The organism is Algoriphagus sp. oki45 (assembly GCF_036245605.1).
Lineage (GTDB): Bacteria > Bacteroidota > Bacteroidia > Cytophagales > Cyclobacteriaceae > Algoriphagus.
This window is the reverse complement of the sequence record NZ_BTPC01000002.1, coordinates 409,810-435,597: the sequence shown is the minus strand read 5'-3', so window position 1 is coordinate 435,597 and position 25,788 is coordinate 409,810. Positions and strand designations below refer to the sequence as shown.

Sequence of the window (25,788 nt, the reverse complement as noted above, 5' to 3'; positions counted from 1 at the left end):
AAACCCAATAGAAAGATGCAGGATCTGCTCAAAAAATTTGAGAATAAACAGCCGGAAATTGTCTTCGAATGGAGCGATAGCGAAACCGAAGCAGAAGGCTGGGTAGTCATCAACTCCCTCAGAGGAGGGGCGGCAGGCGGAGGTACACGCATGCGAAAAGGTCTGGACAAGCGAGAAGTCGAATCTCTTGCCAAAACCATGGAGGTGAAGTTTACAGTTTCAGGACCTGCCATAGGAGGAGCCAAGTCAGGAATCAACTTTGATCCAGCCGACCCAAGAAAATCAGGTGTTCTCGAGCGATGGTACAAGGCAGTCATGCCTTTGCTCAAAAATTACTACGGTACCGGAGGCGATCTCAATGTAGACGAAATCCACGAAGTCATTCCCATCACGGAGTCCTATGGCCTTTGGCATCCACAGGAAGGGATCGTAAATGGGCATTTTCATGCCAATGAACCTCAGAAAATCCGCAAAATCGGTCAACTCCGACAAGGAGTCTCCAAGGTGCTGGAAGATCCCAAGTTTACTCCCAATGGCCCCAAAAAATATACCGTTGCCGACATGATTACCGGATATGGAGTCTCAGAAGCAGTAAGACACTATTATAAAATATGGGGGGGAGAAATAGAGGGAAAGCGAGCAGTCATTCAGGGCTGGGGAAACGTCGGTGCTGCAGCAGCTTGCTTCTTGGCAGTAGAAGGAGTAAAAATTGTAGGCATAATCGATCGGGATGGAGGATTGATTCGGGAGGAAGGATTTTCTCTTGATGAAATACGCGAGCTCTTTCTTGCCCGAATTGGTAACAAACTTACCCATGATTCCCTGATTCCTTTTGAGGAAATTAATGCCAAAATCTGGGATCTGAAAAGTGAGATCTTTATCCCTGCAGCTGCCTCGAGACTGATCACCCAGGAACAAGCAGCACGCATGGTCGACGCAGGACTGGAAGTAATTTCCTGTGGTGCAAATGTGCCATTTGCAGATCCTGAGATCTTCTTCGGACCGACTGGCCTATGGACCGATGATCGAGTAGCTGTAATTCCTGACTTTATCGCCAATTGTGGAATGGCAAGGGTATTTGCCTACCTCATGAGTGACAAAGCAGAAGTCACCGATCAGGCCATTTTCTCCGATGTATCCGAAACCATCAGAAAAGCACTAACCAAAACTTTCGAAAAAAGTCAGGCCAAAACAAAAATCGCTCAAAAATCCTTTGAAATAGCCTTGGCACAACTCGTGTAAAAACTGATTACCCCTATCCCCCGGATGCATTATCTTTTGGTGAAATCATTCGGGGGTATATCTTGAAGTTTGGACAATTACCCTCAAAAATTGTAGTTTAGCAGTTGCTCTTTTTGATAAAAAAGTTTTAAAAAATTAGATAATTTATCGAAATAGAGAACCCCAGCCTAGTCAATCGACCCAATGAAGAAATATTTAATAAGTTTTGCTCTTCTTTTCGGAATATTATTTTTTGGTTTGGTAGAAGCCAGTGAGACTTTAGCCAATGGAATGGTTGATTCTGTTGAATTGATTCAAGCTAATGCAGATACAGACACTCATTCCGGGGATGCTGCGCAAATCCACGCAGAGGAGGGCCACGGAGAAGCTCATCATTCTGCTCCTGCTTGGTTGGTGATTCCTTTTGTGACTTTGCTGCTAATGATTGCGACAGGGCCTTTGTTTTATGAGCACTTTTGGCATCATAATTATCCCAAAATCGCAGTTGGTTTCGCCATTTTGGTAGTCCTATACTATCTCTTTGTACTTGACAATGTCCACGGTCCCGTACATGCACTCGCAGAGTATGTACAGTTTATCGCCCTTTTGGCTTCGCTTTATGTAGCATCAGGAGGAATTTTGATTGAGATTGACAAAAAATCCACCCCAACAGCCAATGTAGCCCTACTACTAATCGGCGCGGTGATTTCCAATCTGATAGGTACCACCGGAGCATCCATGCTTTTGATCCGACCGTTTATCCGACTCAACAAAGCAAATATCCAAGCCTATCATATTGTATTCTTCATTTTGATGGTCAGCAACGTGGGTGGTTCACTGACTCCAATCGGAGATCCGCCTCTTTTCCTGGGTTTCTTGAAAGGCGTTCCATTCTTCTGGACCATTGAACACAACTGGCCTGCCTGGGCCATGGCTCTGGCCCTTTTGGCTTTGATTTTCTATTTTGTTGACAAGAAATTTGGCCAAGCTGCGGACGAAGAATATGCCGAGGAAGTGGCCTATTCCAACAAATTCTCCATGGTAGGCACCAAAAATTTCGGTTGGTTGCTCGTGGTCATTTGTGCAGTATTTCTAGATCCCAATGTGATCGAAGGCGTGCCTGCAATTGTCTATGACGGTCAAAAATTCTCATTCTTAAGAGAAATCATCATGCTCTCTGTGGCTTTCTTCTCCTATAAGTTTGCTGATCAGCGGGCACTCAAAGGCAATGAGTTCAACTTTGAACCTATTCGTGAGGTAGCTTTTATCTTCATCGGAATATTTGGGACGATGATGCCTGCCTTGGAACTGGTGGGCAATTTTGCCAAGTCTCCCGAAGGAGCTGTTTTGATTACGCCGAATACCCTGTATTGGGGTACAGGTACGCTTTCCGCAGTTTTGGACAATGCGCCCACCTACCTCAACTTCCTGGCAGCGGCTATGGCTTCCGAGGGTTCCGAGATTAGTAACATTGCTCAGGTAAGGGAATTTGCAGCCAACACGATGAATGATTCCGACACCACATTCCAGTTGCTGGCAATTTCGATCGCCTCAGTCTTCTTTGGGGCTATGACTTATATCGGAAACGGGCCCAACTTCATGGTCAAATCCATTGCTGAACAAAACGGAATCAAAATGCCATCCTTCTTCGGCTACATTATCCGATTCTCCATTCCTATTTTGCTGCCGATTCTATTCTTGGTTTGGCTGGTGTTTATTGCATTTGCTTAATTATTCCATTTACTCCAATGAGCCTTCTCAAGAATTAAAATCTCTTGAGAAGGCTTTTTTATTTAAGCTCAAACTCATTTTCTAAAATGGAAAATATTTTTTTCAAAGATTTTGAAATTTTCTGCAAGGTTGTCTTAACAAATTAGTAACTTCAAACAAGTTGACTTCCCCATTTTTCTGCCAAAATGAAAAAACCGACACTCTCCATATTGTTTCTGCTCGCTATCTTATTTTCCTGTCAAGAAGAGGATTTTCTTCCCCGTGGAACTCAATTGATGCTTAATCCCAATTTATCACAGTTCCCCGACTCGGTAGATCCATGGAAACCTTCCAATCCTGACGGAATCCAAATGGGAGTAAGCCGGGAGGTATTTGTAAGTGGAAACCGTTCCCTGTTCGTTGAAAACCCAGTCCGGGAAAAGGCTTCTGCCGCCGCTTGGTCACAAAACTATACTGGGCCAATGCCTGAACCGGGAAGTACTGTAGAACTGGTAGCCTTTATCAAAGGAGAAAATGTCCAAGACCTCACCGCAGGGGGAAGGGTATATATTATGGTAAGGACATTTCCTCAGATTAATCAAATCAGTGGAGAATCTACCGCATTGGATATGCAAGGCGATTTTGATTGGGTTTTGGTAAAGGCAACTTTGGATAACTTTCCGAAGGATGCAGAACGGATCGAGGTAAGTCTAAATGTACCCACTCTCACCTTGGGCAAAATATATTTTGATGAAATCAATCTGACCGTAAAGTAAATCCGGTCTGATTTCAGTCATTTACAAGCTAAGCTCCTGATGTCGAAAACAATCTGTCAGGTGATCATTGATTAGGCCTGTCGCTTGCATGTGGGCATAAATGGTCGTGGACCCCAGAAATTTAAACCCTCTTTTTTTCAGGTCTTTGGCCAAAGCATCTGATTCGGGAGAAGTCACTGGATAGGGGACTCCTCGCTTGAGTGAATTTTGAATGGGCTTGCCCCCTACAAAACTCCAAATGTACTTGGAAAAAGTCCCGAATTCGGATTGGACTTCTAGAAATCTCCGTGCATTGTTGATCGTAGCCAAAATTTTCAGCCGATTACGGATGATTCCACTGTCTTGAAGCAGTTCCTCCACATAGCTATCCGGAAAATCAGCAACAATCCGATAATCAAAATCGGCGAATGCCCTTCGATAGCCTTCTCTTTTCTTCAATATGGTAGCCCAGCTCAATCCAGCTTGGGCCGATTCCAAAACCAAAAACTCGAATTGAACCCGGTCGTCATACACAGGCACTCCCCATTCCGTATCGTGGTAGTGGATGTATTCCGGAAAACCCAGACACCATGGGCAACGAATGATTTCAGAAGAAGGCATAGAAAAGGATTTGGATAAAAGTAGGCAAGAATTGGGAATTCCTTTTTTAGCACCTTATTTTTTGCGCTTTACCTATACAAAGGAAAAATGCATCATACCTCCCGACTTGAAGTAAGTGCCGGGGCTTACGCTCAAAATATAGAATTCCTAAGGACTCGGATTCCTCCTACTACCCAAATCTCAGCCGTGGTCAAGGGGAATGCCTACGGTCACGGAATTACCCAAATGGTAGAAATAGCCGAAAATGCAGGAATCCGGCATTTTAGCACGTTCAGCTCAGATGAGGCTAGAAAAGTAAATTCTGCAAAAAAACAGGAATCCGAAATCATGATCATGGGTATGCTATACCCTGAGGAGTTACCGGAATTGATTGTACAGGATATCCAGTTCTATGTTTTTGATTTCTGTCGTCTAGAGCTGGCAATTCAGGCAGCAAAAATGGTGGGGAGGCCTGCCAAAATCCACGTGGAAGTGGAAACGGGCTTTCACCGAACCGGCTTCGAGAATTCTGATTTACCCCAACTGATTCGAATTCTGAAAGAAAACGAAGTCCATCTAGCGCTAAAGGGCATCTGTACCCACTATGCAGGAGCAGAAAGCTCCGTCAATCACGAGCGGGTGCGAGGGCAGATTATAAGATTCAGGGAATTCAAAAATAGCCTGGAGAGAGAAGAAATTTACTTCGAGAGAACCCACACGGCCTGTTCGGCAGCCACCTTGCTTTTCCCGGAAACTCACGCGGATATGGTCCGCATCGGCATTGCCAGTTATGGATTCTGGCCGACTCAGGAGACTTTTTCCTTACTGAAGCATACCTTGGAAAAAGAAAATCAAAACCCCCTGAGGCGCCTTTTGACTTGGAAGTCAGAAATCATGAGTTTCAAGAAAGTGGCAAAAGGTGAGTTTGTAGGCTATGGCCTGAGCTTTTGCGCTCCCCGAGATTTGAACTTGGCCATAGTCCCCATAGGCTATTCCCATGGATACGGCAGAAATCTTAGCAATCAGGGACAGGTGCTGATTCAGGGGCAATTTTGTCCGGTGATCGGGACGGTCAACATGAATGCGATCGCTGTGGACATCTCCCACTTAAATGAATATACTCCAGGGGAGGAAGTGATTTTGATCGGAAATCAAGGGGAAAATGAAATCACAGTCGCCTCGTTTGCAGAGACCTCCCACTTGGTCAATTATGAAATGCTCAGTCGGCTCCCTTCAGAAATCCCACGAAAAGTTGTGGATTAGTAAAAAATGATGGTCTTGTTTCGGAAAGGCAAAACCTTTCTGTCAAGGTGGTAATTGATCGCCTTGGAAAGCGTCACTTTTTCAACATCCTGACCGATTTGCACCAATTCAGAAACTGTATTGTGATGCCGTACCCGGGCTACTTCCTGCTCGATAATCGGTCCTGCGTCCAGCTCCTCTGTGACATAGTGGGCAGTGGCCCCGATGATTTTCACTCCGCGCTCATAGGCTGCATGATAGGGTCTTGCACCCACAAAGGCGGGTAGGAAAGAATGGTGAATATTGATAATCCGATTGGGAAAGCTTCGGATAAAGTCTCCGGATAGAATCTGCATGTATCTGGCTAAGACTACAAAGTCCACTTGATGCTTTTCCAATAGCTCAAGCTGACGGTTTTCAGCATCTGATTTGTTTTGGGCTGTGACTGGAATGTGGTGAAAAGGAATCCCGAAAGCCCTGACTACATCTCCCAAATCGGCATGATTAGAAATCACCAAAGGGATATCCACCTCCAACTGTCCCGAATGATGCCTTCCCAGGATATCAAAAAGGCAATGGGATAGTTTACTCACAAAAATGGCCATCCTGGGTTTGGGAAAATTGAAATGCAGGGAAAACTCCATTCCAAACCTTCTTGCCACCTCCTCTGCAAACCGGGGACTGATCTCATCCTCTCTGAGCGCAAATGAATCCAATTCCCAAGAAGCTCTCATGAAAAATCTCCCCATCTCCTCATCCACATGCTGGTCTACTTCCAGAATATTGCCCTGATAGGTAAAAAGAAAACGGGAAACTTCAGCCACAATTCCCTTTTGGTCCGGGCACTGAATGATAAGTATGGCCTTTTTCATAGCTGTCGAAAGTTTGTTCTGCTTAAGAATTCCATATTTTCCAGGCTGCCTCAGCTTGGAGTTCCAGCATATCCTGCCCGTTTTTGGCTTTCCCTCCACTGTCCAAGCATTCCTTCATCAATCGGGTGACCGGAGGATTGTAAACCAAATCATAAACCAGATTGGAAGCGGTCAACTGATCCAATTGCAAATCGGGAATTCCTTCTACCTTGGGAAAAGTACCCAAAGGGGTAGTATTGATCAGAAGGGGAAAGTCAGAAAGCAGTTGAGGCTGTAATTGAAGCTGTTCATAGGTAACTACACCTTGGCTTTCACTTCGGGAAACAGAGAGAAAATTAACCCCCAAGTCTTCCAAGGCCTTTTTCACGGCTTTGGAGGCACCGCCTGTACCCAAAACCAACGCTGAAGGAATCTGATCTCCCAACCAGGCTTGAAGGGAATGCTTAAATCCGATATAATCCGTATTAAATCCCTTCTTCTTCCCTTTCCTGATTTGAATGCAATTAACCGCACCGATGGCCTGACATGCCGGGTCCAATTCATCAAGGTAAGCCATGACCTGCTCTTTGTGAGGAATGGTCACTGCCATCCCTTCCAGTTCAGGATTTTGCTGTACTACCTTCGGAAAATCTCCGATTTGAGGGATTTCGTAAAGGTCAAATTGACAATCGGCAATTTTCTCCCGTTCAAACTTCGCGGTGAAGTATTTCTTGGAAAAAGAGTGCCCCAAGGGATAGCCTATCAGCCCGAATTTTCTCATGCTTTTTGCAATTTGGAAGCCAGCCATTCGATCAGCAATACTATTCCTATTCCTCCGAGGAAAGCTAGAACAGCGGAAAGAATGAGTGGCTGCTCGCCTACTTTCTCCAGATATTCTGTGGGAAGAATATTTTCTGTCAAAAAAGGCTTTTGCTCTCCGCTCGAGGAGGTTCTCCAGGAAGTGACAATTTTCCAGGGCCAAAGCTCATTAACTGACCCCAGCATAAATCCGGAAAGTAAGCCAATGGTCACAGAATAATATTTTTTCAGCAGGTAAGAAATCACCCGACTGAAGGATAAAATCCCAACCACACATCCTGAAGCAAAAATTGCCAAAGTGAGCAGGTCCCTTTCGGAGACGGCTTTTAGAATCGTCTCGTATTTTCCCAAAATCAAAAGGATAAAACTCCCGCTGATCCCGGGTAGAATCATGGCACAGATGGCAATGGCCCCGGCCAGAAATGTAAACCAATAGGCATCAGGGGTGGTAGTGGGAGGAAGATTAGTCACCCACCAAGCCAGTGCGGTTCCTAGAATCAAAGCGAGAATCACACCTAGATGCCATCTTTGGATATTTTTCAGAATCAAAAAGGCACTGACCAAAATCAATCCGCAGAAAAAAGACCACAGGGGAATGGGGTGCTCTTCCATCAGGTAAGTAATGAGGCGGGAAAGCAAAAACACGCTTGTCAATATTCCCAATAGCAAACTGAGGAGAAAAGTCCCATTTACAGCCTTGTAGAATTTTTTGACTTCCAAATCCTTGAGCAGACGGAGATTGGCCAGATTGAAGGAATTAATACTATCCAAAAGGCGGGGATATATTCCTGCAATCAGGGCAATAGAGCCTCCGGAGACCCCGGGAACAATGTCTGCTGCTCCCATGGCCATCCCTTTGAGATAGTTTAGCCCGTATTTTTTGATGCTGTTCATAAAAAAGAAAGGCTGACCGACAATCCGATCAGCCTATTTGAAGTTAAATGATTTAGAGCTTGATTTCTCCCAGAAAGTGATCAAAAGTATCTCCACGAAGACCCAATCGGATCGTTTCGAGCGGAATCACTTCAGAAGGGCTGATATTTCCCAAGTTGACGTTAGCACCCAAAAGCTTGATAAACCAAACTTGCTGAGATTTTTGAGGTGCTTCCCAGATGATCTTTTCTTCCGGCACCTGGGTAAGAATTTCTTCCACCAGACCTTGACGTACTTCTCCTGAATCACGGAAAAGACCAACATTTCCTCCTTCACGTGCTTCTCCGATTACTTTCCAAGCACCTGCATTCAGTTCGGTTTGCATTTGTTCGATCCACTTGTAGGGAGGGATGATTTTGGCGGCATCCTTGGACCCCACTTCAGAAAGGACAGTAACCTGCTGAGCTAGGGTAGAGATAAATTCACACTTTTTATCGTGATTGAGAGATACCGACCCGTCAGAGACTTCGGCAAATTCCAATCCGTATTTGTCCAAAACTTTTCTGTAATCGTCAAATTGACCTCGGACAATAAACGCTTCAAAAAGTGTCCCCCCGAAGTAAACAGGAATACCTGCGGACTTGTAAACAGCAATTTTTTCAGCCAGATTTTTGGTCACATAGGAGGTCGCCCATCCAAGTTTGACAATGTCCACATAATCGGAACAGCTATCGACAAAGTCCTCTGTCTCTCTGAGGCTCAATCCCTTGTCCATAGCCATAGTAAATCCCGTAGTACGTGGCTTATCCGTCCGTACAGGGATGTTCTTCAATTCGTAATTCATTCGCCAGGTTTTAATATTTAGAGAGAGGGATGATCGTCCCTATACTGGGCAATGATCTTGTAGATAGCCTTTTGTTGCTTAAGTTCGGGCATAAGGTCATACAAGATGGTGTGCCTATCAAAGTCCAAAGTTAAGGCATTTTCCAAATATGAAAACGCTTCTTTGTATTTGCCCATTTTTATCAGGTAAACCACCATGCGATAGTGGAGTTCTGCTTCTTCCGGGGTTTCGTCAATTCCCTCTTTGACCACATCAATTGCTTCCTCAAATCGATTTTGCTCAAAATAAATCACCGAGAGGTTGACATAGGTCTCCATGATTCCAGGCTCCAGATTGATAGCCTCTTCATAAGCTTCTGAACTTGCCTGAAGATTGCCCAAATTGAACTCAGCATCAGCCAGTCCTACCCAGTAATTGGGATTGTCTTTATTGAGATTGAGGGCTTTTTTGAAATAATGAATGGCTTCAAAATACTTTTCCTTTTTGAGCATGCACATCCCCAAACCAAACCACGCGTCGTCGTATTCTTCGTCCAGTTTTGCAGACTTTTTGAAATACTTGAACGCCTCGTCTATTTTTCCCAGTTTCTCGTAGGCCGCTCCCATGTAGCAGCAATTTTCAGCATTGGCTCCTTCGCAATTGATTGTATTCTGATACGCTTCCAAAGCCGCTTCATACTGTTGGGTATTCATCAGCGAATTACCCATGTTGAAATAGGCGGAGGCAAAGGAATCATCAATCAAGAGAGCATATTCGTAGGCGCTGATCGCCTCTTCGAATCTTCCCAGACGGTTATAGACCACGCCAAGATTATACCAAGCTCCTGCTGAGTAGGGATCCTGATCGATAAACTCCTGATAAAACTCCAGAATCTCGTCAAAAGAGCCTTCTTCCTCAGTAATCATGGCCAATTGGAAAAGCGCATCTTCGTGATTGATACGATTTTTGACGGCCTCTTTGAAATACTCGCTGGCTTTGGTATTGTCTCCTTTGGCACGATATAAATTCCCCAGAGAATAATACACCTCCGCTTTGTCTTCAGCCAAAGGCAGGAAGTTTTCCAGCAAATCAATGCCTTCTTGCGGGTTTCCTGCCAAAATATTGGCATTGGCCAAGGCAAGAAGGATTTCTTCGTTGTTGGGAGAGAGGTTATTGAGGTTTTCCAAGATGGAAAGTCCCTCATCCAGCTCGTCATTGAAGATCAGACACTGGGCCTGAAGTAGACGAATTTCTACCGAAAAGGGGAATTTTTCCAAGGCATATTCCGAGGCTCTGAGGGCTTTCAGGAATTTCTGCTGATCAAAGTAAAAGCGGATGATGTCTTCCAGTTCTTCTTCTTCGAAATAGAGGTCCAGGTTGGATTTCAGGGAGTTTTCAAAGCGCTCGACGAGCTTTTTATCTTCTTCCCAGTCGTGATCATGATCTCCAGTCATTCGAATAGGTTAAGGTTTTCATAAGATACCAATTAATCGAGTAACGAAAAATGTCCCGGGGTTAAAATTTGTTGGTAAGAATAAATTTTTTAATCCAAATCCAATCAGGCATTTCGCTACGGTTCAGGTGAACAGCACTTTGGCCAAATAAGTTTATTTCTCCTCTCCTGTGGCCCATCGGATACTATCCTCTAGAGAATGGTATCGGTAGCCGAGTAGGGCTTGAACTTTTCGATTGCTATAAAAGGTCTTTTGTTGGGCAATCCGTACCGTTTGACTATTGAGAGGACTTTTGCTTAAGCCAAGGGCCTTCAAAATCCGATTGATAAATGAGGCTAATCCTACCCATTTTTTAGAAATGGGAATAAACGGCGCCTTAAGAGATAATACATCTGCTACTTTGCCGAAAAAATCCTGATAGGGAATACTTTCTTTGTTTAGAATAAATCGCTCTCCCCAAGCCTCCTTTTCTACAAGTTGCCTTGCCAAAAGGGCGGCATCCCTTACATCAATATAGTTCAGGTCTCCTTTTGGATAAAATTTATTCCCATCGATGACATAGTCCAAGATGGCGGTGCTGCTCCGGTGATGGGCTACTTTCCCTATCAAAATGCTCGGATTGATTACCAAAACCTGGAGTCCTTCCTGCTGTCCTCTCCACACTTCCAACTCACCCCAATATTTTGAGATCGCATAATCTGTGTTGAGTGGTGACTCTATCCATTTGAAATTTTCGTCAACCAGATTCAATTCTTGTGATCGACCTATTGCGGCCACAGAGCTCACATAGAGGAGCTTTTCGATACCTTCTGTGAGCATTGCATTGACCACATTTGCAGTGCCTTGGGTGTTGATCGCATATAGTGCTTCTTTTTCTCCGGGGTGAAAGGACACCATTCCTGCCGCGTGAACCACCAAGTCCATCCCTTTGACTGCTGAGAGCATCGACTCCATATCCCGGATATCCCCCTCATGCCAATGGACTTCAAAATCCAAGGGCTTCAACAAATCCAGCTTAGAATCTTTCCTTTTGAGCCCGTGAATATTGCCCAATTTGGAAAATTCTTGGGCTAAAAGACTGCCGTAAAGGCCTGTAATACCAGTGATTAGGATATTCATAAAAAGATCAAAGCCTGGAATTCAGCCATTCCATTTTTTTGATTTTCTGATACACTTTTTGGTTCTTCGGCAAAGTTCCAAGCATCTCGACATAGCGGGAGTTGTGGCAATCCGTCCCTAAAAAAGAAACTACCCCACGCTCAATCAGCATTTCTCCAAAGTCCTTTACCTGCTTGGAATAAAACCCGGTAAGTGAAAGAAGGTTAACCTGAAAAATCAATTTTCTGTCAATTAGTTCTTCCTGAAGTTTCTTGTCAGCAATCAGATACTGATATCTCTCTGGATGAGCAAGTACTGGCTGATATCCTGCCATTTCGAGATTAAAAATGATATCCAGAAGCATTTGAGGCTTATTGATAAAGCCTGTTTCCACCAAAATATACTTATCCCCAAAGGTGAGCAACTCTTCTCCTGCTTTGACTTTATCCAAAAAAATCTCGTCCATATAATACTCCGCGGCTGCATCAATCTCAAGTGCGATCCCTGCCTGCTTTGCGGCTTTTTTCAAATCTTCCAGTCCCAGCCGGATTATTTCGGGAGTATTCCGGTAGTATTCGGACATGATATGGGGTGTGGTTATCACCTTCTTCAGTCCATATCCTTCCAGAGACCTCAGCAAGTCCAGAGATTCCTCCATGGACTTGGAGCCATCATCTATGCCAGGGATCAAATGGGAATGCATGTCTGAACCCAGCCAGCTCAAATCCAAATCCTCAATTACTTCCTGCTTTCTTTTTAGAAAATCCAACCAGCTCATGAGAGTCCTCCTGTTTGTTCTTTAAATTCCTGAATGCTAGGCCAAAGTTTATCTTTTTCTGAGATAATCGGATCACTTACTCCCCAATCTATAGCCAAGGCAGGATCATTCCACAAAATCCCCCCTTCGGATTCGCGATTGTAGTAATTAGAACATTTGTAGACAAATACAGCATCCTCCAAAACAGCAAACCCATGAGCAAATCCCTTGGGAACATAAAAAAGATTGAATCGCTCTGAATCCAAAACAGTGGAAAAATACTTCCCGAAAGTCGGTGAGTCTTTCCTCAAATCTACCACTACATCCAGCACCTTGCCGCTTACTACCCGAACGAGCTTGGCTTGAGCATGAGGCTCATGCTGAAAATGCAGTCCTCTGACCGTTCCTTTCTGAGAAAATGACTGATTGTCCTGCACCCACCTCTCTTCTATTCCCAAATTGGTAAGCCAATCTTCCCGAAATGACTCCAAGAAATATCCTCGGTCATCATGAAAGACTCGCGGAAAAATTTCCACCAGGCCATCCAGATTGGGTATCTTTCGCAACTCCGCCATGAGGATATATTTTCTTCGGTTTATTGGAGGGCAAAATAACCACTCTACCAGAGAGTATCCTAACTATTGTGGGGAAATATCCCCAAATTTGCACTAAGATTCCACCAAAAAGGTTGAGTTTTAAAATCCTCTAAGGCAGGCCAATTGCCGGATAAGGCAAGCGCTTTCCCCCGAATATCATACCATGAGTAAACTTTCCAGAAAAATAAAAAACCTCTACGATACCGCACCCAAGGTAGAAACTGCTGTTTTGGTGACCCTGATCCGACAGCAGCAAAGTGACCAGGAAATCGAAGAGCATCTCGAGGAATTGGCCTTTTTGGCTGAAACTCTGGGTGTGAAGACGCTCTATCGATTTACTCAAAGAATGGAAAAACCGGACATCCGGACTTTCGTAGGGAAAGGAAAGCTGGAGGAAATCCAAGCCTATGTGGAGCATTTTGGGGTAGACATGGTCATTTTTGATGATGACCTTTCACCTTCTCAAATGAGAAATTTGGAGAATGAGCTCAAGGTTAAAATCTATGACCGTTCTCTGCTTATTTTGGATATTTTCTTGAAAAGAGCCCAGACCGCTCAGGCCAAAACTCAGGTAGAACTGGCTCGATTCCAGTATTTACTCCCCAGATTGACCCGAATGTGGACTCACTTGGAGCGGCAAAGGGGGGGAACAGGTACCCGGGGCGGTGCCGGTGAAAAAGAAATCGAAACGGATAAGCGGGACATCCGAAACAAAATTACCCTGCTCAAAGAAAAGCTTCGTGAAATCGAAAAGCAGGGAGTGACCCAAAGAAAGGGAAGGAAAGGTGTTGTCAGGGTAGCCCTGGTAGGATATACCAACGTGGGGAAATCTACCCTGATGAATCTAATCACCAAAACAGACATCCTCGCAGAAAACAAGCTTTTTGCCACGGTGGATTCCACGGTAAGGAAAGTCGTCCTGGATAATGTCCCGTTTCTCCTCTCAGACACCGTCGGATTTATCCGCAAGCTCCCCACTCATCTGATAGAATCATTTAAATCTACTCTGGATGAAATCAGGGAAGCAGATCTACTGGTTCATGTGGTGGACATATCCCATCATGCTTTTGAAGATCATATTGCCGTCGTTTCTCAGACTTTGAGAGAAATCAAAGCCGGAGATAAACCTGTCCTGCTGGTATTCAATAAAATTGACCAAGTCCAGCAGATGCCCACCGAAGAGGAATCCATGCATATCAGCGAGCATGAGCTTCAGGAAACCCGTTATCTGGATTTCAAAGCCCTTTCAGATGCTTATGAAAAGAAAAACGGAATCAAGCCTGTTTTTATGGCAGCTGGCACAGGAGAAAACGTGGATGGATTCAGGGATGCTTTGATCGCAGAGGTGAAAAAACAACACAGGAAAATCTACCCTCACTATCTGGAAGATGAGGTAGTAGATTGGAAAGGGAAATCTGAAGAATAGAATTCCTTAAAATCCGGGAATAGAAATGCCATTCACTCTTCGAAAGAGATTTAGGGCGTACTTATCTGTCATTCCTGCCACGAAATCCACTAAAGATCTCAGCAGCGGATAAGGATTCACCTCTGCGCCCCAGCCTTTCATCGGAAAATCCTCCGGAAGGAGTCTCAGGATGCTTTTGTCTTGACCGGAGAAGGCTTCCGGCTGGTAGAAGTGGTGATACAGTGCTCTGGAAAATACCGAAAGCAATCCCTCCAAAACCTGAAATCCTGCCGCTTCTTTTTCCAGAACTACTTTGGATCGGTAGATTTTCTGAACAGATACTCGTGATATTTCACCCAAAGCCTTGGCCGAGGGAATCATATCTGTAAGGGCCTTGTCAAAGGTGCCTTTGCGCATGTTTTCCTCATATTGAGCAAACACCTCCACCGTTTCCTGAATCAATTTCCCGATAGCTAATGCCCGTAAAGCCCCCAAATTCTGGCTTATTGAGCGATCCTTGAGCTTTTCCGGATCAAAAAGATCTCCTAGGATAGGCTTTAGCAGGTCTACAGTTTCTTCAAAATCCACCAAGCCCATCGTGCACCCATCCTCCAGGTCGATAATGCTGTAGCAGATATCATCTGCTGCCTCCACCAAAAAGGCCAAGGGATGCCGCACCCAAGAATCGCTGCTCAGCTTTTCTATTCCCAACACATCGGTCATCTGCTCAAAATCAACCAGCTGATTGATGAAAAAGCCATACTTCTTTTGACTTTTTCGGGCGATATCCCGTTGGGCTATCAAGCTTGGCCTTGGGTATTTGGTAAAGGCCGCCAGGGTGGCATAGGTCAGTTTCAACCCTGACTCCTTTGATACCAGCATTCGGAAACCTTGGGCATTTCCTTCAAAATTGATCAAGTCTGCCCATTGATCTATTCGGACATGCCTCTCCCAGCATTTTCCTTCGGGATGGAGGCGAAAGAAATCCGAAATGGCCTCTTCTCCTGCATGACCAAAGGGCGGATTTCCTATATCGTGAGTCAATGCCGCAGCTGCTACTATGGCTCCTATATCAGAAGAGTCAATACCCAGGGATTGAAGATTTGGAAATTTATTGATCAGGATCTCTCCGGAACCTTTCCCAAGGGACCTCCCCACACTGGACACCTCCAGACTATGGGTCAATCGCGTATGGACAAAAGCCTGATCAGGAAGAGGAAAAACCTGGGTTTTATCCTGAAGATTGCGGAATGGGGCGGAAAAAATAATCCGGTCATAGTCGATTTCAAATTCACTCCGGCCGGCATTGGTATTGATTTTCAAAGGACTGTCTCCAAATCGCCCTTTTGCCAAAAGTCTTTCCCATTTCATCATGCTCAAAAATAGAAACACCAATCCAAAAAAAGCCAATTTCAAGGATAATTGACTGAGCTTTTGAAGGACCATACTCCAAAAACTATTCGGGAATGAATCAATTAGACTAACTTTACTCCGTGAAGTACTTCAATAATATTCTCAGCTTTTTTTTCAGTCTCCTTCTGGGTTTTAGTTGCACAAGCCCAGACGAAAGTCCAAAAGCATTGGTCAATATCTTTTTGGTGGATGCACCTGCCCAATGGGATTCGGTCGTGGTAGAACTGCGGGGAGTGGAGATTGAATTTGTCCCATCGGGCAGAGAAGGGCAGGTAGAATCCATGTTTCTTCCATACGAACCCGGCAATAAGCAGGTCAATGTTTCTCTGTTGGTGGGTGGTGATATTCTTCCTATTTCCCGAAGGGAGTTTCAAATAGGAAATATCACTAAAGCCACCTTGAGGCTTGGGGAAAATAACTTCCTTTATCAGGGAGAAAGGGGATATCCGCTTAGACTTCCCAATGGTCAAACCGATTTCTCAGGAGACCTATCGATCCGACTGGAACCTGGCATATCCTACGATGTGATTATTGATTTTGACTTGGAAAAATCCATCAAAACGACCCAAACAGACCCCTTGGCATTTTCTTTTCAACCCACTTTGGATATTTACTCAGGAATAGGCTTGGGAACTGTCCAAGGCAGCATTTCCCCAACTACCCTCCAGCCTGCGATCTATGCCATACGGGATAGCGACTCCCTGAGCACGCATATGAATGCAAGTGGAACATATGTATTCCGTTTGGAACCTGGCACCTATACACTATTTATCGATCCTAAGGATGAAGCCTATGTGGCCGACACTCTATTGAATGTACAAGTGACAGAGGGGCAGCGAACCACAGCAGATCGGGTCACACTCAGCAAGAGATAGGCATGCAAAAAGAAGACTACATGCGGCGGGCTTTGGAATTGGCTGAAAACGGAATGGGGAGAGTTAGCCCCAATCCAAAGGTAGGTTGCGTGATTGTCCATGAAGGTCGAATCATCGGAGAGGGCTGGCATCAGCAGTATGGAGGACCTCATGCCGAAGTAAACGCCATTCAGGCTGTAGAAAATCCGGATTTGCTTCCCGAAAGTACGGTCTATGTCACTTTGGAACCTTGTGCCCATTGGGGAAAAACCCCACCCTGTGCCAATCTTTTGGTGGAAAAAAGGGTGAAAAAAGTAATCATCGCTGCCAAAGACAGCAATCCTTTAGTGGGTGGCAAAGGAATTGAAATCCTAAAAAATGCAGGAGTCGAAGTCGAAACAGGAGTTTTGGAAAAAGAGGCCCGATGGCAAAACCGGCGATTTTTCACCCAAATCGAGAAAAACCGTCCCTATGTGATGCTTAAATGGGCACAGACTCATGACGGTTTTGTAGCCCGACCCAACTTCGATTCCAAGTGGATCAGCAATTCTCAAAGTAGACAACTCGTCCATCAATGGAGAGCCGAAGAAGATGCGATTCTGGTAGGGAAAAATACGGCCCGCTATGATAATCCCTCCCTGAATGTACGGGATTGGGTGGGCAAAAATCCCGTCCGAATCGTTATTGACTCTCAATTGGAGCTATCTTCTGACCTTAACCTATTAGACCGGACTATCCCAACCTTGATTTTCAACACGGTTTTGGAAAAAAAAGAGGAAAATCTGGAGTGGATCCAAATGGAAAAAATCACTCCAAAGAGCATTTTGGAATCTTTAAATCATCGAAAAATTCAAAGCTTGATTGTCGAAGGAGGAAGTCAAGTCCTGAATCAGTTCATTCAATCCGAGCTCTGGGATGAATGCAGAGTATTTACCTCTTCTACCCAATTTGAAGAGGGAATTCCTGCTCCCCAATTGAACCAAAATTCATCAGAAACCCTTTTCATCGGCACAGACCGACTTGATATCTATTACCATGGCTGAATCCCTATTTCTTCCTAAAGCAGCTACCAAAGCTGAGAAATACGAATCCCTAATTCCGCAGATTGAAGCATTGATCACCGGTGAGCCTGATCTTTATGCCAATCTGGCCAATATCGCAGCAGCACTCAGAGAGGCATTTGGTTTCTTTTGGGTAGGTTTTTATTTGGTGAAAAATGAGCAGCTCGTACTCGGACCCTTCCAGGGGCCGATTGCCTGTACCCGAATTAATTTTGGAAAAGGGGTTTGCGGAACAGCCTGGAAAGAAAAGAAAACCCAACTGGTCCCGGATGTGGATGCCTTCCCTGGGCATATTGCCTGCAGTTCTGCATCCAAATCAGAAATAGTGGTTCCCGTATTCAAAGAACAAGAAGTAGCAATGGTATTGGATGTGGACAGCGATCAACTGGCAGACTTTGACGAGATCGACCAAAAGTACATGGAAGAATTGATGGTGATTTTGGGAAAGAGCTTGTAAGCAGGAGACAAATTCTTAACTTATTGGTATATAATTACATATATGCCAAAGATTTTCGAATACTTCGGAATTATACTTTTCTTTTACTCTAATGAACATGAACCCATTCATGTCCATGCTAAAAAAGGAGAATTTGAATCCAAAGCTGAGTTCGAGATTATAGAAGGGCAAATTGAAAAATAACTATTAGTTCGGTTTTCGGAAAAAGGCCCTTGAAAAACAATGATTTAAAACATTTCCAGGAATTTTTGAATAAGTTTGGGTTAAAAATCGTTGAAAAGTGGGTAGACTATTTTATATACCATAAGAGGGTCGAGTTTGAAAAAATAAATTCAAAACTAAAGTGATAATTCAGGTTGATAAATATCAGGAAGACAATCCCATTATCGAGGTAATTCTGGCCACATGGATTGCTGATTATGTATTGGAAATAAAATTTAGTGATGGGAAAACCAATAAGGTTGATTTTAAAAAGTTTCTTAGTAATTCATCTCATCCCGAAATCAGAAAATGTCTCAAGCAAGACTATTTCAAATTATTTAAGATTAAGGATGGAAATTTGATCTGGAATGATTATGAAATGATTTTTCCAATCGAAGACCTCTATTCAGGAGTGATTCTATGAAATTATAAAGGATCTGACCACTTTCAGAGTCTTTTCCTTTGCTTCAATCATCCCCATATGGCCTACTCCTTCCAGTTCGACATACTGGGTAAAAGCCTCTTTTAGTTTTCTGCTTGCTTCAATTTTTACCGCTCCGTCTTCTGTCCCTGCGATCAATAATTTGGGGCCTGAAAAGTTTTTTACGACGTCCAATCGGTCCTTTCGATCCCGCATCGCACGGGTGTAAGCCAATAACCCATTCAGACTGGATCGCTTGGCATCTTCGATTGCAGCTTGGATTTCAGAGGCGAGTTCTTCTCTTCTGTTTTCCGGAAAAAGGGGTGGGACAAAGGAAGTGACAAATTTTTCCACTCCGTTCTTTTTGAGAAATGTGACCGTGCGGTTTCTCATCTCCTTTTTCTCCTCATCGTCGGCAAAAGCCGTGGAGTGAAATAATCCCAGAGCTTTGATTTTATTTCCCATCAGTTCGAGCAAAGCTAAGGCGACATAACCTCCCAAGGAGTGTCCAATAACAATAGGGTTATGGATTTGATTATCCTCCATCCATTCCTCCAACTGCACTGCTACCTCTTCCAACGTAATTCGGTCACTAGCTATCGGAGACTCTCCAAAGCCTGGCAAATCAGGGCAAAACACCCGAAAATCGGATGAGAGGACTTCCGCAAATGGAAGCCACATTTTTCCGGTTTCGCAAAAACCATGTATCAGGACGACCGGTTTACCCTGTCCTTTTTCAAAAAAATTAATCATTAGGATTTTAGATTAGGCAATCTGTACTGCTGCCAAACTGCGGACGGCATCAGCAATTCCTTCAGGATCAAAACCACACTCCCGGTGAAGCTCAATCTGCTCTCCGTGCTCAATGACAGCATCAGGAATACCCAGACGCTTCACTTGCGCATAGTATCCATGGTCCATCATCCATTCCAGCACGGCAGATCCAAAACCTCCCATCAGGGCTCCGTCTTCAACGGTAATTACCTTCTTGAATCTACCAAAAACTTCATGAAGCATCTCTTCATCCAGTGGCTTAACAAAGCGCATATCATAATGCGCAGGGCTCAACCCTTCTTTAGTCAAAGTCTGACAGGCGTCCACAGCATAATTGCCAATGTGCCCAATGGACAGGATTGCCACGTCTTCTCCTTCCTTCACAATTCGGCCTTGACCCACAGGGATTTCGCGCATTGGAGTTTTCCACTCAGGCATGACTCCGTTGCCTCGAGGATAACGTATAGAGAAAGGACCCCCAAACTGAGTCGCTGTGTACATCAAGTTTCTCAATTCTTCCTCATTCATTGGGGCCGAAACCACCAAATTGGGAACACAACGGAAATAGGCGATATCATAGGCCCCATGGTGAGTAGGTCCATCTGCTCCGGCAAATCCCGCTCTGTCAAGACAGAATACTACCGGAAGGTTTTGCAAGCAGACATCATGGATGACCTGATCATAGGCCCGCTGCATAAAAGACGAATAGATATTACAGAATGGCACTAAACCCTGCGTAGCCAATCCTGCAGAAAAGGTTACTGCATGCTGCTCTGCAATCCCCACATCAAATGCACGGTCAGGCATTGCCTTCATCATAATGTTGAGGGAAGAGCCCGAAGGCATGGCAGGAGTTACACCCATAATCCGGGAGTCCTTTTCGGCTAATTCCACGATCGTATGACCAAAAACATCTTGGTATTTTGGAGCTTGAGGTGAACTAGGCACCTTTTTGAAGATCTCTCCGGTCACCTTGTCAAAGGTCCCTGGAGCATGCCAAGTCGTTTTATTTCCCTTTTCGGCCGGTTCATAGCCTTTGCCTTTCACCGTCACACAGTGAAGAATCTTTGGGCCTGGAATATCTTTAAGGTCTCTTAAAATTTCCACCAAGTGATCCACATCGTGTCCATCTACAGGACCAAAGTAACGGAGGTTGAGGGATTCAAAAAGATTGCTCTGCTTAAGTACGGCAGATTTGACTGCTCCTTCGACTTTAGAAATCACTTCTTGGGCACTGCTGCCAAACTTACTCAGCTTACCCAGCATTTTCCATACTTCATCCTTCACCTTATTATAGGTATGAGAAGTAGTGATATCTGTCAAATAATCTTTGAGCGCACCGACATTGGGGTCGATGGACATGCAGTTGTCATTGAGAATAATCAAAAGGTTGGTGTCACTCACACCGGCATGGTTCATCGCCTCAAAGGCCATTCCTCCTGTCATAGAGCCATCACCGATGACTGCTACATGTTGGATGTTGGATTGCTTGTATTTGGAAGCTACTGCCATTCCCAAAGCTGCCGAAATGGAGGTACTTGAGTGCCCCACTCCAAACGTGTCAAATTCGCTTTCCTTTCTTTTTGGAAAGCCGGATAAGCCTCCATAAACTCTATTGGTATGAAATTGATCCCTTCTTCCGGTGAGGATTTTATGACCATAGGCCTGATGACCTACGTCCCACACCAGCTGATCTTCTGGCGTATTCAACACATAGTGCAATGCCACAGTCAGTTCCACCACACCTAAACTGGCCCCGAAATGACCTCCATATACAGATACATTGTCGATAATAAACTGACGAAGTTCATCGCAAATTTGAACCAGATTGTCTTTCGAAAATTTCTTTAAGTCCGCTGGGGAGTTGATTTGTGAAAGAATGGGTCCAGGTGATATTGACATGGTCGGGTGAGTTTCTTTTAGAGTGAAACAACTTGCAAGACAAAGAGTTTGTTTCAAAGGTAATGCCAGGGGCTCGATTTTATCCAGACAGCATTATTCCGCTGAGCTCCAATTATTTTATTTGAATTGAATATCTTTGGCTACAAGGAGGCAAAATTAACCCAAATATTTAAATAACCGGTGAGTTTCGAGATCAAATTACCCTTATTCGAAGGCCCCTTCGACCTCATGCTTTTTTTCATTGAGCGGGACGAATTGGATATTTATGATATTCCTATCTCGAAGATTACCAATGACTTTCTGGAATACATTCATCATCTTGAAAAAATGGAAATCGAAGTGGCCAGTGAGTTTATCCTCTTTGCAGCTACCTTGATGAAAATCAAATCCAGGATGCTCCTGCCTCGGCCAGACCTCAACGAACATGGAGAGGAAATCGACCCCCGAGAGGAACTGGTCAGGAACCTTTTGGAATATAAAAAGTACAAGTCTGTAGTAGCCGATCTTTCTGACATGGAATCGGAGTGGATGGCCAAAGAAAAAAGAGGGAATCTCTTAAAAGAACTTCAATCGCTCAGCAAAGTAGAGGATGTCGATGCGGAAATGCAGCATGTGGATCTCTACAAATTGCTCAAAGTATTTCAAAAATGCATGGCCAAGATGGCTACGAGAACTGAGGAAACCAAGCATACGGTCATTCAGTATCCCTACACCATCGAACAGCAAAAAAATTTCGTTTTGGAAAAAACCAGCTTTAAAAAACAAGTCCCTTTTACGGATTTTATTGAGTATAAACCTGAAAAGATTTTTGTGATTTACACCTTTCTGGCCATTCTTGAGCTTCTTCAGCTTTCCCAGGTCACGATTATCATCGGGGAAGGGTACAATAATTTTTGGGTGGAAAAGACTGAGCCTGTCGCTGCAGCCTGATTATGAAGCTGGACAACAAAAAAATCTTTCAAACTCTCAATCCCAACAAGGTTTGGGTGCCAGTTCTGATCGGACTTGGGATTGTTTTTGCCATGTTTTACATGGACCCCAGCGTCAACGCTTCCAATCTAAAGTCGGTTTTTGATGCTTCCTTACCATACATCCTCTTGGCCATCCTGGTCATCTTTTTTCGGGATTTAGGCTATGTGTACCGAATCCGCGAGATCACTGACCGTCATCTTACCTGGACTCGGGCAATCTATGTAATCATCCTCTGGGAATTCGCCTCGGCCGTCACTCCTTCGGTAGTAGGTGGTACAGCCGTAGCCATTTTTATCCTGAACAAAGAAGGGATCAAAATGGGAAAAGCTATCGCCTACGTCATGGTGACGGCAATATTGGACAACCTGTTTTTCGTGATCGGTGCCCCCATTATCCTGTATTTGGCACAGGGAAATATCTTTCCCGAAAGCAAACTTCTGGAGACCCAGCTCGGGGATAGCCTGCAGGCGATTTTCTGGCTGAGCTATGGGCTTTATGCGGGATACAGTCTGATTATGGCCGCTGCCCTTTTTTATAAGCCTCGGGTATTTAAGTGGGTTTTGATCAAGATTTTCTCGATCAAATTTCTCCGTAAATGGAAACACGATGCTCAGGAGTATGGAAATCAGATCATTGAAGCTTCCCGCCAACTTGCCGGCAAAACCTATAAATACTGGCTGCCAATCATAGGGATTACAATCTTTATCTGGTCCTCACGATATCTGATGCTCAATGCCCTGATTGGAGCTTTTGTCGAATTGGACCTGATGGATCATGTGATCGTATTTGCGAGGCAGGTGATTATGTGGATCGTCATGATGATTTCTCCGACACCGGGCAGCAGCGGTACGGCAGAGTTTTTCTTCGGTCAGTTTTTCAGTCAGTTTTTGGGGGGTTACACTTTTGTAACCAGCATCTTATGGAGGCTTTTGTCCTATTACCCATATTTGATTTTGGGAGCCATTTTCCTTCCAAGGTGGGTACGACAAGTCTTTTTCAAAAAGAAAAACAAAGTCCAAGAACAAGAAGAAGAGGAGGAGGAATAGATGATCCAAGCTCTGAAAGCAGAAGTAGTTCTAAAAATCACCGGAGGGAAGCTACTGGGAGTCTCAGATGGGTCAGCGCTTAGCCAAATCAGCATTGACTCCAGACAAATCCTCCAGCCTTCTAATACAATTTTCATTGCCCTCAGAGGAGCCAAAGCAGACGGAGCAGATTATATTCCCTCGCTTATCCAGCAGGGAGTGAGATACTTCCTTGTTCATGAGGACTTTGAGCCCTCGGAAGAGATGCTTTCCCATGCAGTCTTCCTTCAGGTAAAAGATACCAAAGTCGCACTTCAGCAATTAGCAGCCTTTCAGCGCTCCCTTTTTACGGCTCCGGTGCTGAGCATAACGGGAAGTAATGGAAAAACCATCACCAAAGAATGGCTTGGCCAACTCCTTAGCCAACAATTCAGCGTGGCCAAAAGCCCAAAAAGCTACAATTCCCAAGTGGGGGTTCCTTTGTCTGTTTTCGGTATTCATCCTTACCACCAAGTAGCCCTATTGGAAGCCGGAATATCCAAAGTCGGAGAGATGGCCACTTTGGAGAAAATCATTCGTCCGGATTTGGGCATTTTCACCAATATAGGGAGTGCTCATGAAGAGGGATTTTCCAACCTTAAGGAAAAAATCCGGGAAAAGCTTATCCTCTTTCAGAGTTCCAAGTTTTTGATCTACTGCCGGGACCAAGAGCTTCTGAGTATGCAGATCGAAAAAGACGTGGACCCTTCCAAATTGATCTCCTGGTCTCAGGAAAAAGACGCTGATTTTAGAATTTCATACAAAAAAGGAGACCATCGAACCCGTGTAGTCTTCGTAAAAAAAGATCTGAGTACCTATACCTTCCAGGTCCCTTTTTCGGATCAGGCTTCCTTGGAAAATGCCACTCATGCCTTGGTGGCGGCTCTGACATTAGGAGAAGACCCCAAATCGATTCAGCAGGGGTTGGATCAACTGCGCCAAGTGGATATGAGGCTCACCCTGAAGCCCGGAATCAACGATTGCCTTCTGATCGATGATACGTACAACAATGATCTGGCAGGGCTCAAAGTAGCCTTGGAGTTTATGAGTCAGCAGCGACCTAAGAGGCAAAAAGTGCTGATTCTTTCCGATCTTCTCCAGCAAGGCTCACCCGAAAAAATCTATGCAGAAGTCACTGATCTCGTCCGCTCTTATCGAATAGACAGGATTTTGGCGGTGGGGCAGGAAATAAAAAGACTCACTGACCTCTTTCCTCAGCAATCCGAATTATTTCAAAGTACTGAAGAACTGATCGAATCCCTACCACTTACCTCTTTTCAAAATGACCTGATATTGGTAACCGGCGCACGGGATTTTGCTTTGGAGAGAATAGTCAATCGCCTGCAGCAGCGGATTCATGGGACAACTTTGGAAATCAACCTCAACGCCCTGACTCACAATTTCAATTTCTACAAAAGACAGCTAAAGCCAGGAACCCGAGTTATGGTCATGGTCAAGGCCTTTGCTTATGGTGGGGGGGCTACAGAAATCGCCAATCATCTGCAGACTCTGGGTGCAGATTACCTTGCGGTAGCATTTACCGATGAGGGCGTGACCCTGAGAAATCAGGGTATCCGCCTACCCATCATGGTTTTGAATCCGGTGGAAGAGTCCTTTGACCTGCTACGGGAGTATCAGCTGGAGCCCGTGGTATTCAGCCCCAGTTTTTTCAAAAAATTGGGAATTTATGCCTCCAACCACAATATCCAGATTCCTATTCATTTGGACCTGGATACAGGGATGCATCGATTGGGATTTGAAATCCAGCATCTCCAGGAACTAAAGACACTGATCGGTACCTATCCCGAACTGCGGATAGCAAGCTTATATACCCATTTGGTCGGAGCGGATGAGGAAGCACACCATGTCTTTTCCATAGATCAGCTCGAGCAGTTTATGAAGATGAAAAAAGAGATTGAATCCATTTTGACCTATCGACCACTGATTCATGCACTCAATTCTGCCGGGATTATTCGCTTTCCGGAGTATCAAATGGACATGGTCAGACTGGGAATCGGGCTGTATGGGGTAGAAGTCACCGGAAAGCACCATCATGAGCTGAAGGCAGTCAGTACACTAAAAACAACCATCTCCCAGATTAAAACGCTTGCTCCGGGTTCTACCGTGGGTTATTCAAGAAGGGGTCAACTTCCAAATGGAGGCACCATCGCTACCCTTGCCATCGGCTATGCAGATGGATTTGACAGGAGATTCTCCATGGGCAAAGGCTATGTATTAATCAAAGGCGAAAAGGCTCCTGTGATCGGAAATGTGTGCATGGATATGACCATGGTGGATATTTCCCAAATCCCTGAAGTAAGAGAAGGGGAGCAGGCCATCATCTATGGAGAAGGAATCCCTTTGCGGGATTTGGCTGATCGGATCGGAACAATTCCTTATGAATTACTGACCAATATCAGCTCAAGGGTAAAGCGGGTTTACTATTTGGATTAGCATCTTTTTTC

25 protein-coding genes are annotated in these 25,788 nt (G+C 44.6%); 13 read left to right on the top strand and 12 right to left on the bottom strand.

What is annotated here, in order from left to right; all coding sequences use genetic code 11:
* Nucleotides 1–15: 15 nt before the first annotated feature.
* The 3 genes from AAA942_RS11375 to AAA942_RS11365 all read left to right on the top strand — a co-directional run bounded on the left by AAA942_RS11375 (nucleotide 16) and on the right by AAA942_RS11365 (nucleotide 3,707).
* Nucleotides 16–1,242, top strand: a complete 1,227-nt coding sequence (locus tag AAA942_RS11375; RefSeq protein WP_338220394.1) for a Glu/Leu/Phe/Val dehydrogenase dimerization domain-containing protein — start codon at nucleotides 16–18, stop codon at nucleotides 1,240–1,242.
* Between the two features lie 183 nt (nucleotides 1,243–1,425).
* Complete coding sequence (locus AAA942_RS11370; RefSeq protein WP_338220393.1) at nucleotides 1,426–2,952, top strand: sodium:proton antiporter; 1,527 nt, start codon at nucleotides 1,426–1,428, stop codon at nucleotides 2,950–2,952.
* A gap of 185 nt (nucleotides 2,953–3,137) precedes the next feature.
* Nucleotides 3,138–3,707 carry a hypothetical protein gene (locus tag AAA942_RS11365; protein ID WP_338220392.1) on the top strand — a complete coding sequence of 190 codons (570 nt, stop codon included), beginning with the start codon at nucleotides 3,138–3,140 and terminating at the stop codon, nucleotides 3,705–3,707.
* 21 nt (nucleotides 3,708–3,728) lie between these two features.
* Here the strand turns inward: AAA942_RS11365 and AAA942_RS11360 are convergent, their stop codons facing one another.
* On the bottom strand, nucleotides 3,729–4,307 hold the full coding sequence (locus AAA942_RS11360; protein ID WP_338220391.1) for a DNA-3-methyladenine glycosylase I: 579 nt from the start codon (nucleotides 4,305–4,307) through the stop codon (nucleotides 3,729–3,731).
* An 87-nt stretch (nucleotides 4,308–4,394) separates the two neighbouring features.
* Between AAA942_RS11360 and alr the strand changes: the two genes are divergently transcribed.
* Nucleotides 4,395–5,549, top strand: coding sequence for an alanine racemase (gene alr / locus AAA942_RS11355; protein WP_338220390.1), 1,155 nt, complete (start codon nucleotides 4,395–4,397; stop codon nucleotides 5,547–5,549).
* Here the strand turns inward: alr and purU are convergent.
* The 8 genes from purU to rfbC all read right to left on the bottom strand — a co-directional run bounded on the left by purU (nucleotide 5,546) and on the right by rfbC (nucleotide 12,778).
* Nucleotides 5,546–6,400: a formyltetrahydrofolate deformylase gene (purU, locus tag AAA942_RS11350; protein ID WP_338220389.1), complete on the bottom strand. Its 855-nt coding sequence runs from the start codon at nucleotides 6,398–6,400 to the stop codon at nucleotides 5,546–5,548. The genes alr and purU overlap by 4 nt on opposite strands.
* Nucleotides 6,401–6,422: 22 nt before the next feature.
* A complete protein-coding gene (locus AAA942_RS11345) occupies nucleotides 6,423–7,160 on the bottom strand; it encodes a shikimate dehydrogenase family protein (protein ID WP_338220388.1) in 738 nt (245 codons plus the stop codon).
* Nucleotides 7,157–8,092, bottom strand: coding sequence for a DUF368 domain-containing protein (locus AAA942_RS11340; protein ID WP_338220387.1), 936 nt, complete (start codon nucleotides 8,090–8,092; stop codon nucleotides 7,157–7,159). Before AAA942_RS11340 ends, AAA942_RS11345 begins: the two co-directional genes overlap by 4 nt.
* 52 nt (nucleotides 8,093–8,144) lie before the next feature.
* Complete coding sequence (locus tag AAA942_RS11335; RefSeq protein ID WP_338220386.1) at nucleotides 8,145–8,915, bottom strand: phosphosulfolactate synthase; 771 nt, start codon at nucleotides 8,913–8,915, stop codon at nucleotides 8,145–8,147.
* 17 nt (nucleotides 8,916–8,932) lie between these two features.
* The gene (locus tag AAA942_RS11330) at nucleotides 8,933–10,348 is read right to left on the bottom strand and encodes a tetratricopeptide repeat protein (RefSeq protein WP_338220385.1); all 1,416 of its coding nucleotides are present in this window, start codon (nucleotides 10,346–10,348) and stop codon (nucleotides 8,933–8,935) included.
* A 153-nt stretch (nucleotides 10,349–10,501) separates the two neighbouring features.
* Complete coding sequence (locus AAA942_RS11325) at nucleotides 10,502–11,467, bottom strand: NAD-dependent epimerase/dehydratase family protein (protein WP_338220384.1); 966 nt, start codon at nucleotides 11,465–11,467, stop codon at nucleotides 10,502–10,504.
* 7 nt (nucleotides 11,468–11,474) lie between these two features.
* Nucleotides 11,475–12,224: a tyrosine-protein phosphatase gene (locus tag AAA942_RS11320; protein ID WP_338220383.1), complete on the bottom strand. Its 750-nt coding sequence runs from the start codon at nucleotides 12,222–12,224 to the stop codon at nucleotides 11,475–11,477.
* Complete coding sequence (gene rfbC, locus AAA942_RS11315; protein ID WP_338220382.1) at nucleotides 12,221–12,778, bottom strand: dTDP-4-dehydrorhamnose 3,5-epimerase; 558 nt, start codon at nucleotides 12,776–12,778, stop codon at nucleotides 12,221–12,223. The genes AAA942_RS11320 and rfbC overlap by 4 nt, the downstream gene beginning before the upstream one ends.
* A 184-nt stretch (nucleotides 12,779–12,962) precedes the next feature.
* Here rfbC and hflX point away from each other — a divergent pair, with 184 nt between their 5' ends.
* Nucleotides 12,963–14,225 carry a GTPase HflX gene (gene hflX, locus AAA942_RS11310; protein WP_338220381.1) on the top strand — a complete coding sequence of 421 codons (1,263 nt, stop codon included), beginning with the start codon at nucleotides 12,963–12,965 and terminating at the stop codon, nucleotides 14,223–14,225.
* 6 nt (nucleotides 14,226–14,231) lie between these two features.
* On the opposite strand, the gene dgt is transcribed toward hflX, so the two are convergent.
* Nucleotides 14,232–15,575, bottom strand: a complete 1,344-nt coding sequence (dgt, locus tag AAA942_RS11305) for a dGTP triphosphohydrolase (protein ID WP_338220380.1) — start codon at nucleotides 15,573–15,575, stop codon at nucleotides 14,232–14,234.
* 122 nt (nucleotides 15,576–15,697) lie between these two features.
* Between dgt and AAA942_RS11300 the strand changes: the two genes are divergently transcribed.
* The 5 genes from AAA942_RS11300 to AAA942_RS11285 all read left to right on the top strand — a co-directional run bounded on the left by AAA942_RS11300 (nucleotide 15,698) and on the right by AAA942_RS11285 (nucleotide 18,614).
* Nucleotides 15,698–16,492: a DUF4382 domain-containing protein gene (locus tag AAA942_RS11300; protein ID WP_338220379.1), complete on the top strand. Its 795-nt coding sequence runs from the start codon at nucleotides 15,698–15,700 to the stop codon at nucleotides 16,490–16,492.
* A gap of 2 nt (nucleotides 16,493–16,494) precedes the next feature.
* A complete protein-coding gene (gene ribD / locus AAA942_RS11295; RefSeq protein ID WP_338220378.1) occupies nucleotides 16,495–17,514 on the top strand; it encodes a bifunctional diaminohydroxyphosphoribosylaminopyrimidine deaminase/5-amino-6-(5-phosphoribosylamino)uracil reductase RibD in 1,020 nt (339 codons plus the stop codon).
* Nucleotides 17,507–17,989 (top strand): GAF domain-containing protein, encoded by a 483-nt coding sequence (locus AAA942_RS11290; protein WP_338220377.1) that lies wholly within the window; start codon nucleotides 17,507–17,509, stop codon nucleotides 17,987–17,989. The genes ribD and AAA942_RS11290 overlap by 8 nt, the downstream gene beginning before the upstream one ends.
* A 42-nt stretch (nucleotides 17,990–18,031) precedes the next feature.
* Entirely contained in the window at nucleotides 18,032–18,172 is a 141-nt protein-coding gene (locus AAA942_RS20330) for a DUF4160 domain-containing protein (protein ID WP_445083339.1), read from the top strand.
* Nucleotides 18,173–18,332: 160 nt separating this feature from the next.
* Complete coding sequence (locus tag AAA942_RS11285) at nucleotides 18,333–18,614, top strand: DUF2442 domain-containing protein (protein ID WP_338220376.1); 282 nt, start codon at nucleotides 18,333–18,335, stop codon at nucleotides 18,612–18,614.
* Here AAA942_RS11285 and AAA942_RS11280 read toward each other — a convergent pair.
* A complete protein-coding gene (locus AAA942_RS11280) occupies nucleotides 18,609–19,364 on the bottom strand; it encodes an alpha/beta fold hydrolase (protein WP_338220375.1) in 756 nt (251 codons plus the stop codon). The two genes, AAA942_RS11285 and AAA942_RS11280, sit on opposite strands and share 6 nt — an antisense overlap.
* A 12-nt stretch (nucleotides 19,365–19,376) precedes the next feature.
* The gene (gene dxs / locus AAA942_RS11275) at nucleotides 19,377–21,287 is read right to left on the bottom strand and encodes a 1-deoxy-D-xylulose-5-phosphate synthase (protein WP_338220374.1); all 1,911 of its coding nucleotides are present in this window, start codon (nucleotides 21,285–21,287) and stop codon (nucleotides 19,377–19,379) included.
* A 180-nt stretch (nucleotides 21,288–21,467) separates the two neighbouring features.
* Between dxs and AAA942_RS11270 the strand changes: the two genes are divergently transcribed.
* The 3 genes from AAA942_RS11270 to AAA942_RS11260 are packed head-to-tail and all read left to right on the top strand — an operon-like array spanning nucleotide 21,468 to nucleotide 25,777.
* Entirely contained in the window at nucleotides 21,468–22,217 is a 750-nt protein-coding gene (locus tag AAA942_RS11270; protein ID WP_338220373.1) for a segregation and condensation protein A, read from the top strand.
* Between the two features lie 2 nt (nucleotides 22,218–22,219).
* Entirely contained in the window at nucleotides 22,220–23,305 is a 1,086-nt protein-coding gene (locus AAA942_RS11265) for a lysylphosphatidylglycerol synthase transmembrane domain-containing protein (RefSeq protein ID WP_338220372.1), read from the top strand.
* Nucleotides 23,306–25,777, top strand: a complete 2,472-nt coding sequence (locus AAA942_RS11260; RefSeq protein ID WP_338220371.1) for a bifunctional UDP-N-acetylmuramoyl-tripeptide:D-alanyl-D-alanine ligase/alanine racemase — start codon at nucleotides 23,306–23,308, stop codon at nucleotides 25,775–25,777.
* Nucleotides 25,778–25,788 lie beyond the last annotated feature (11 nt).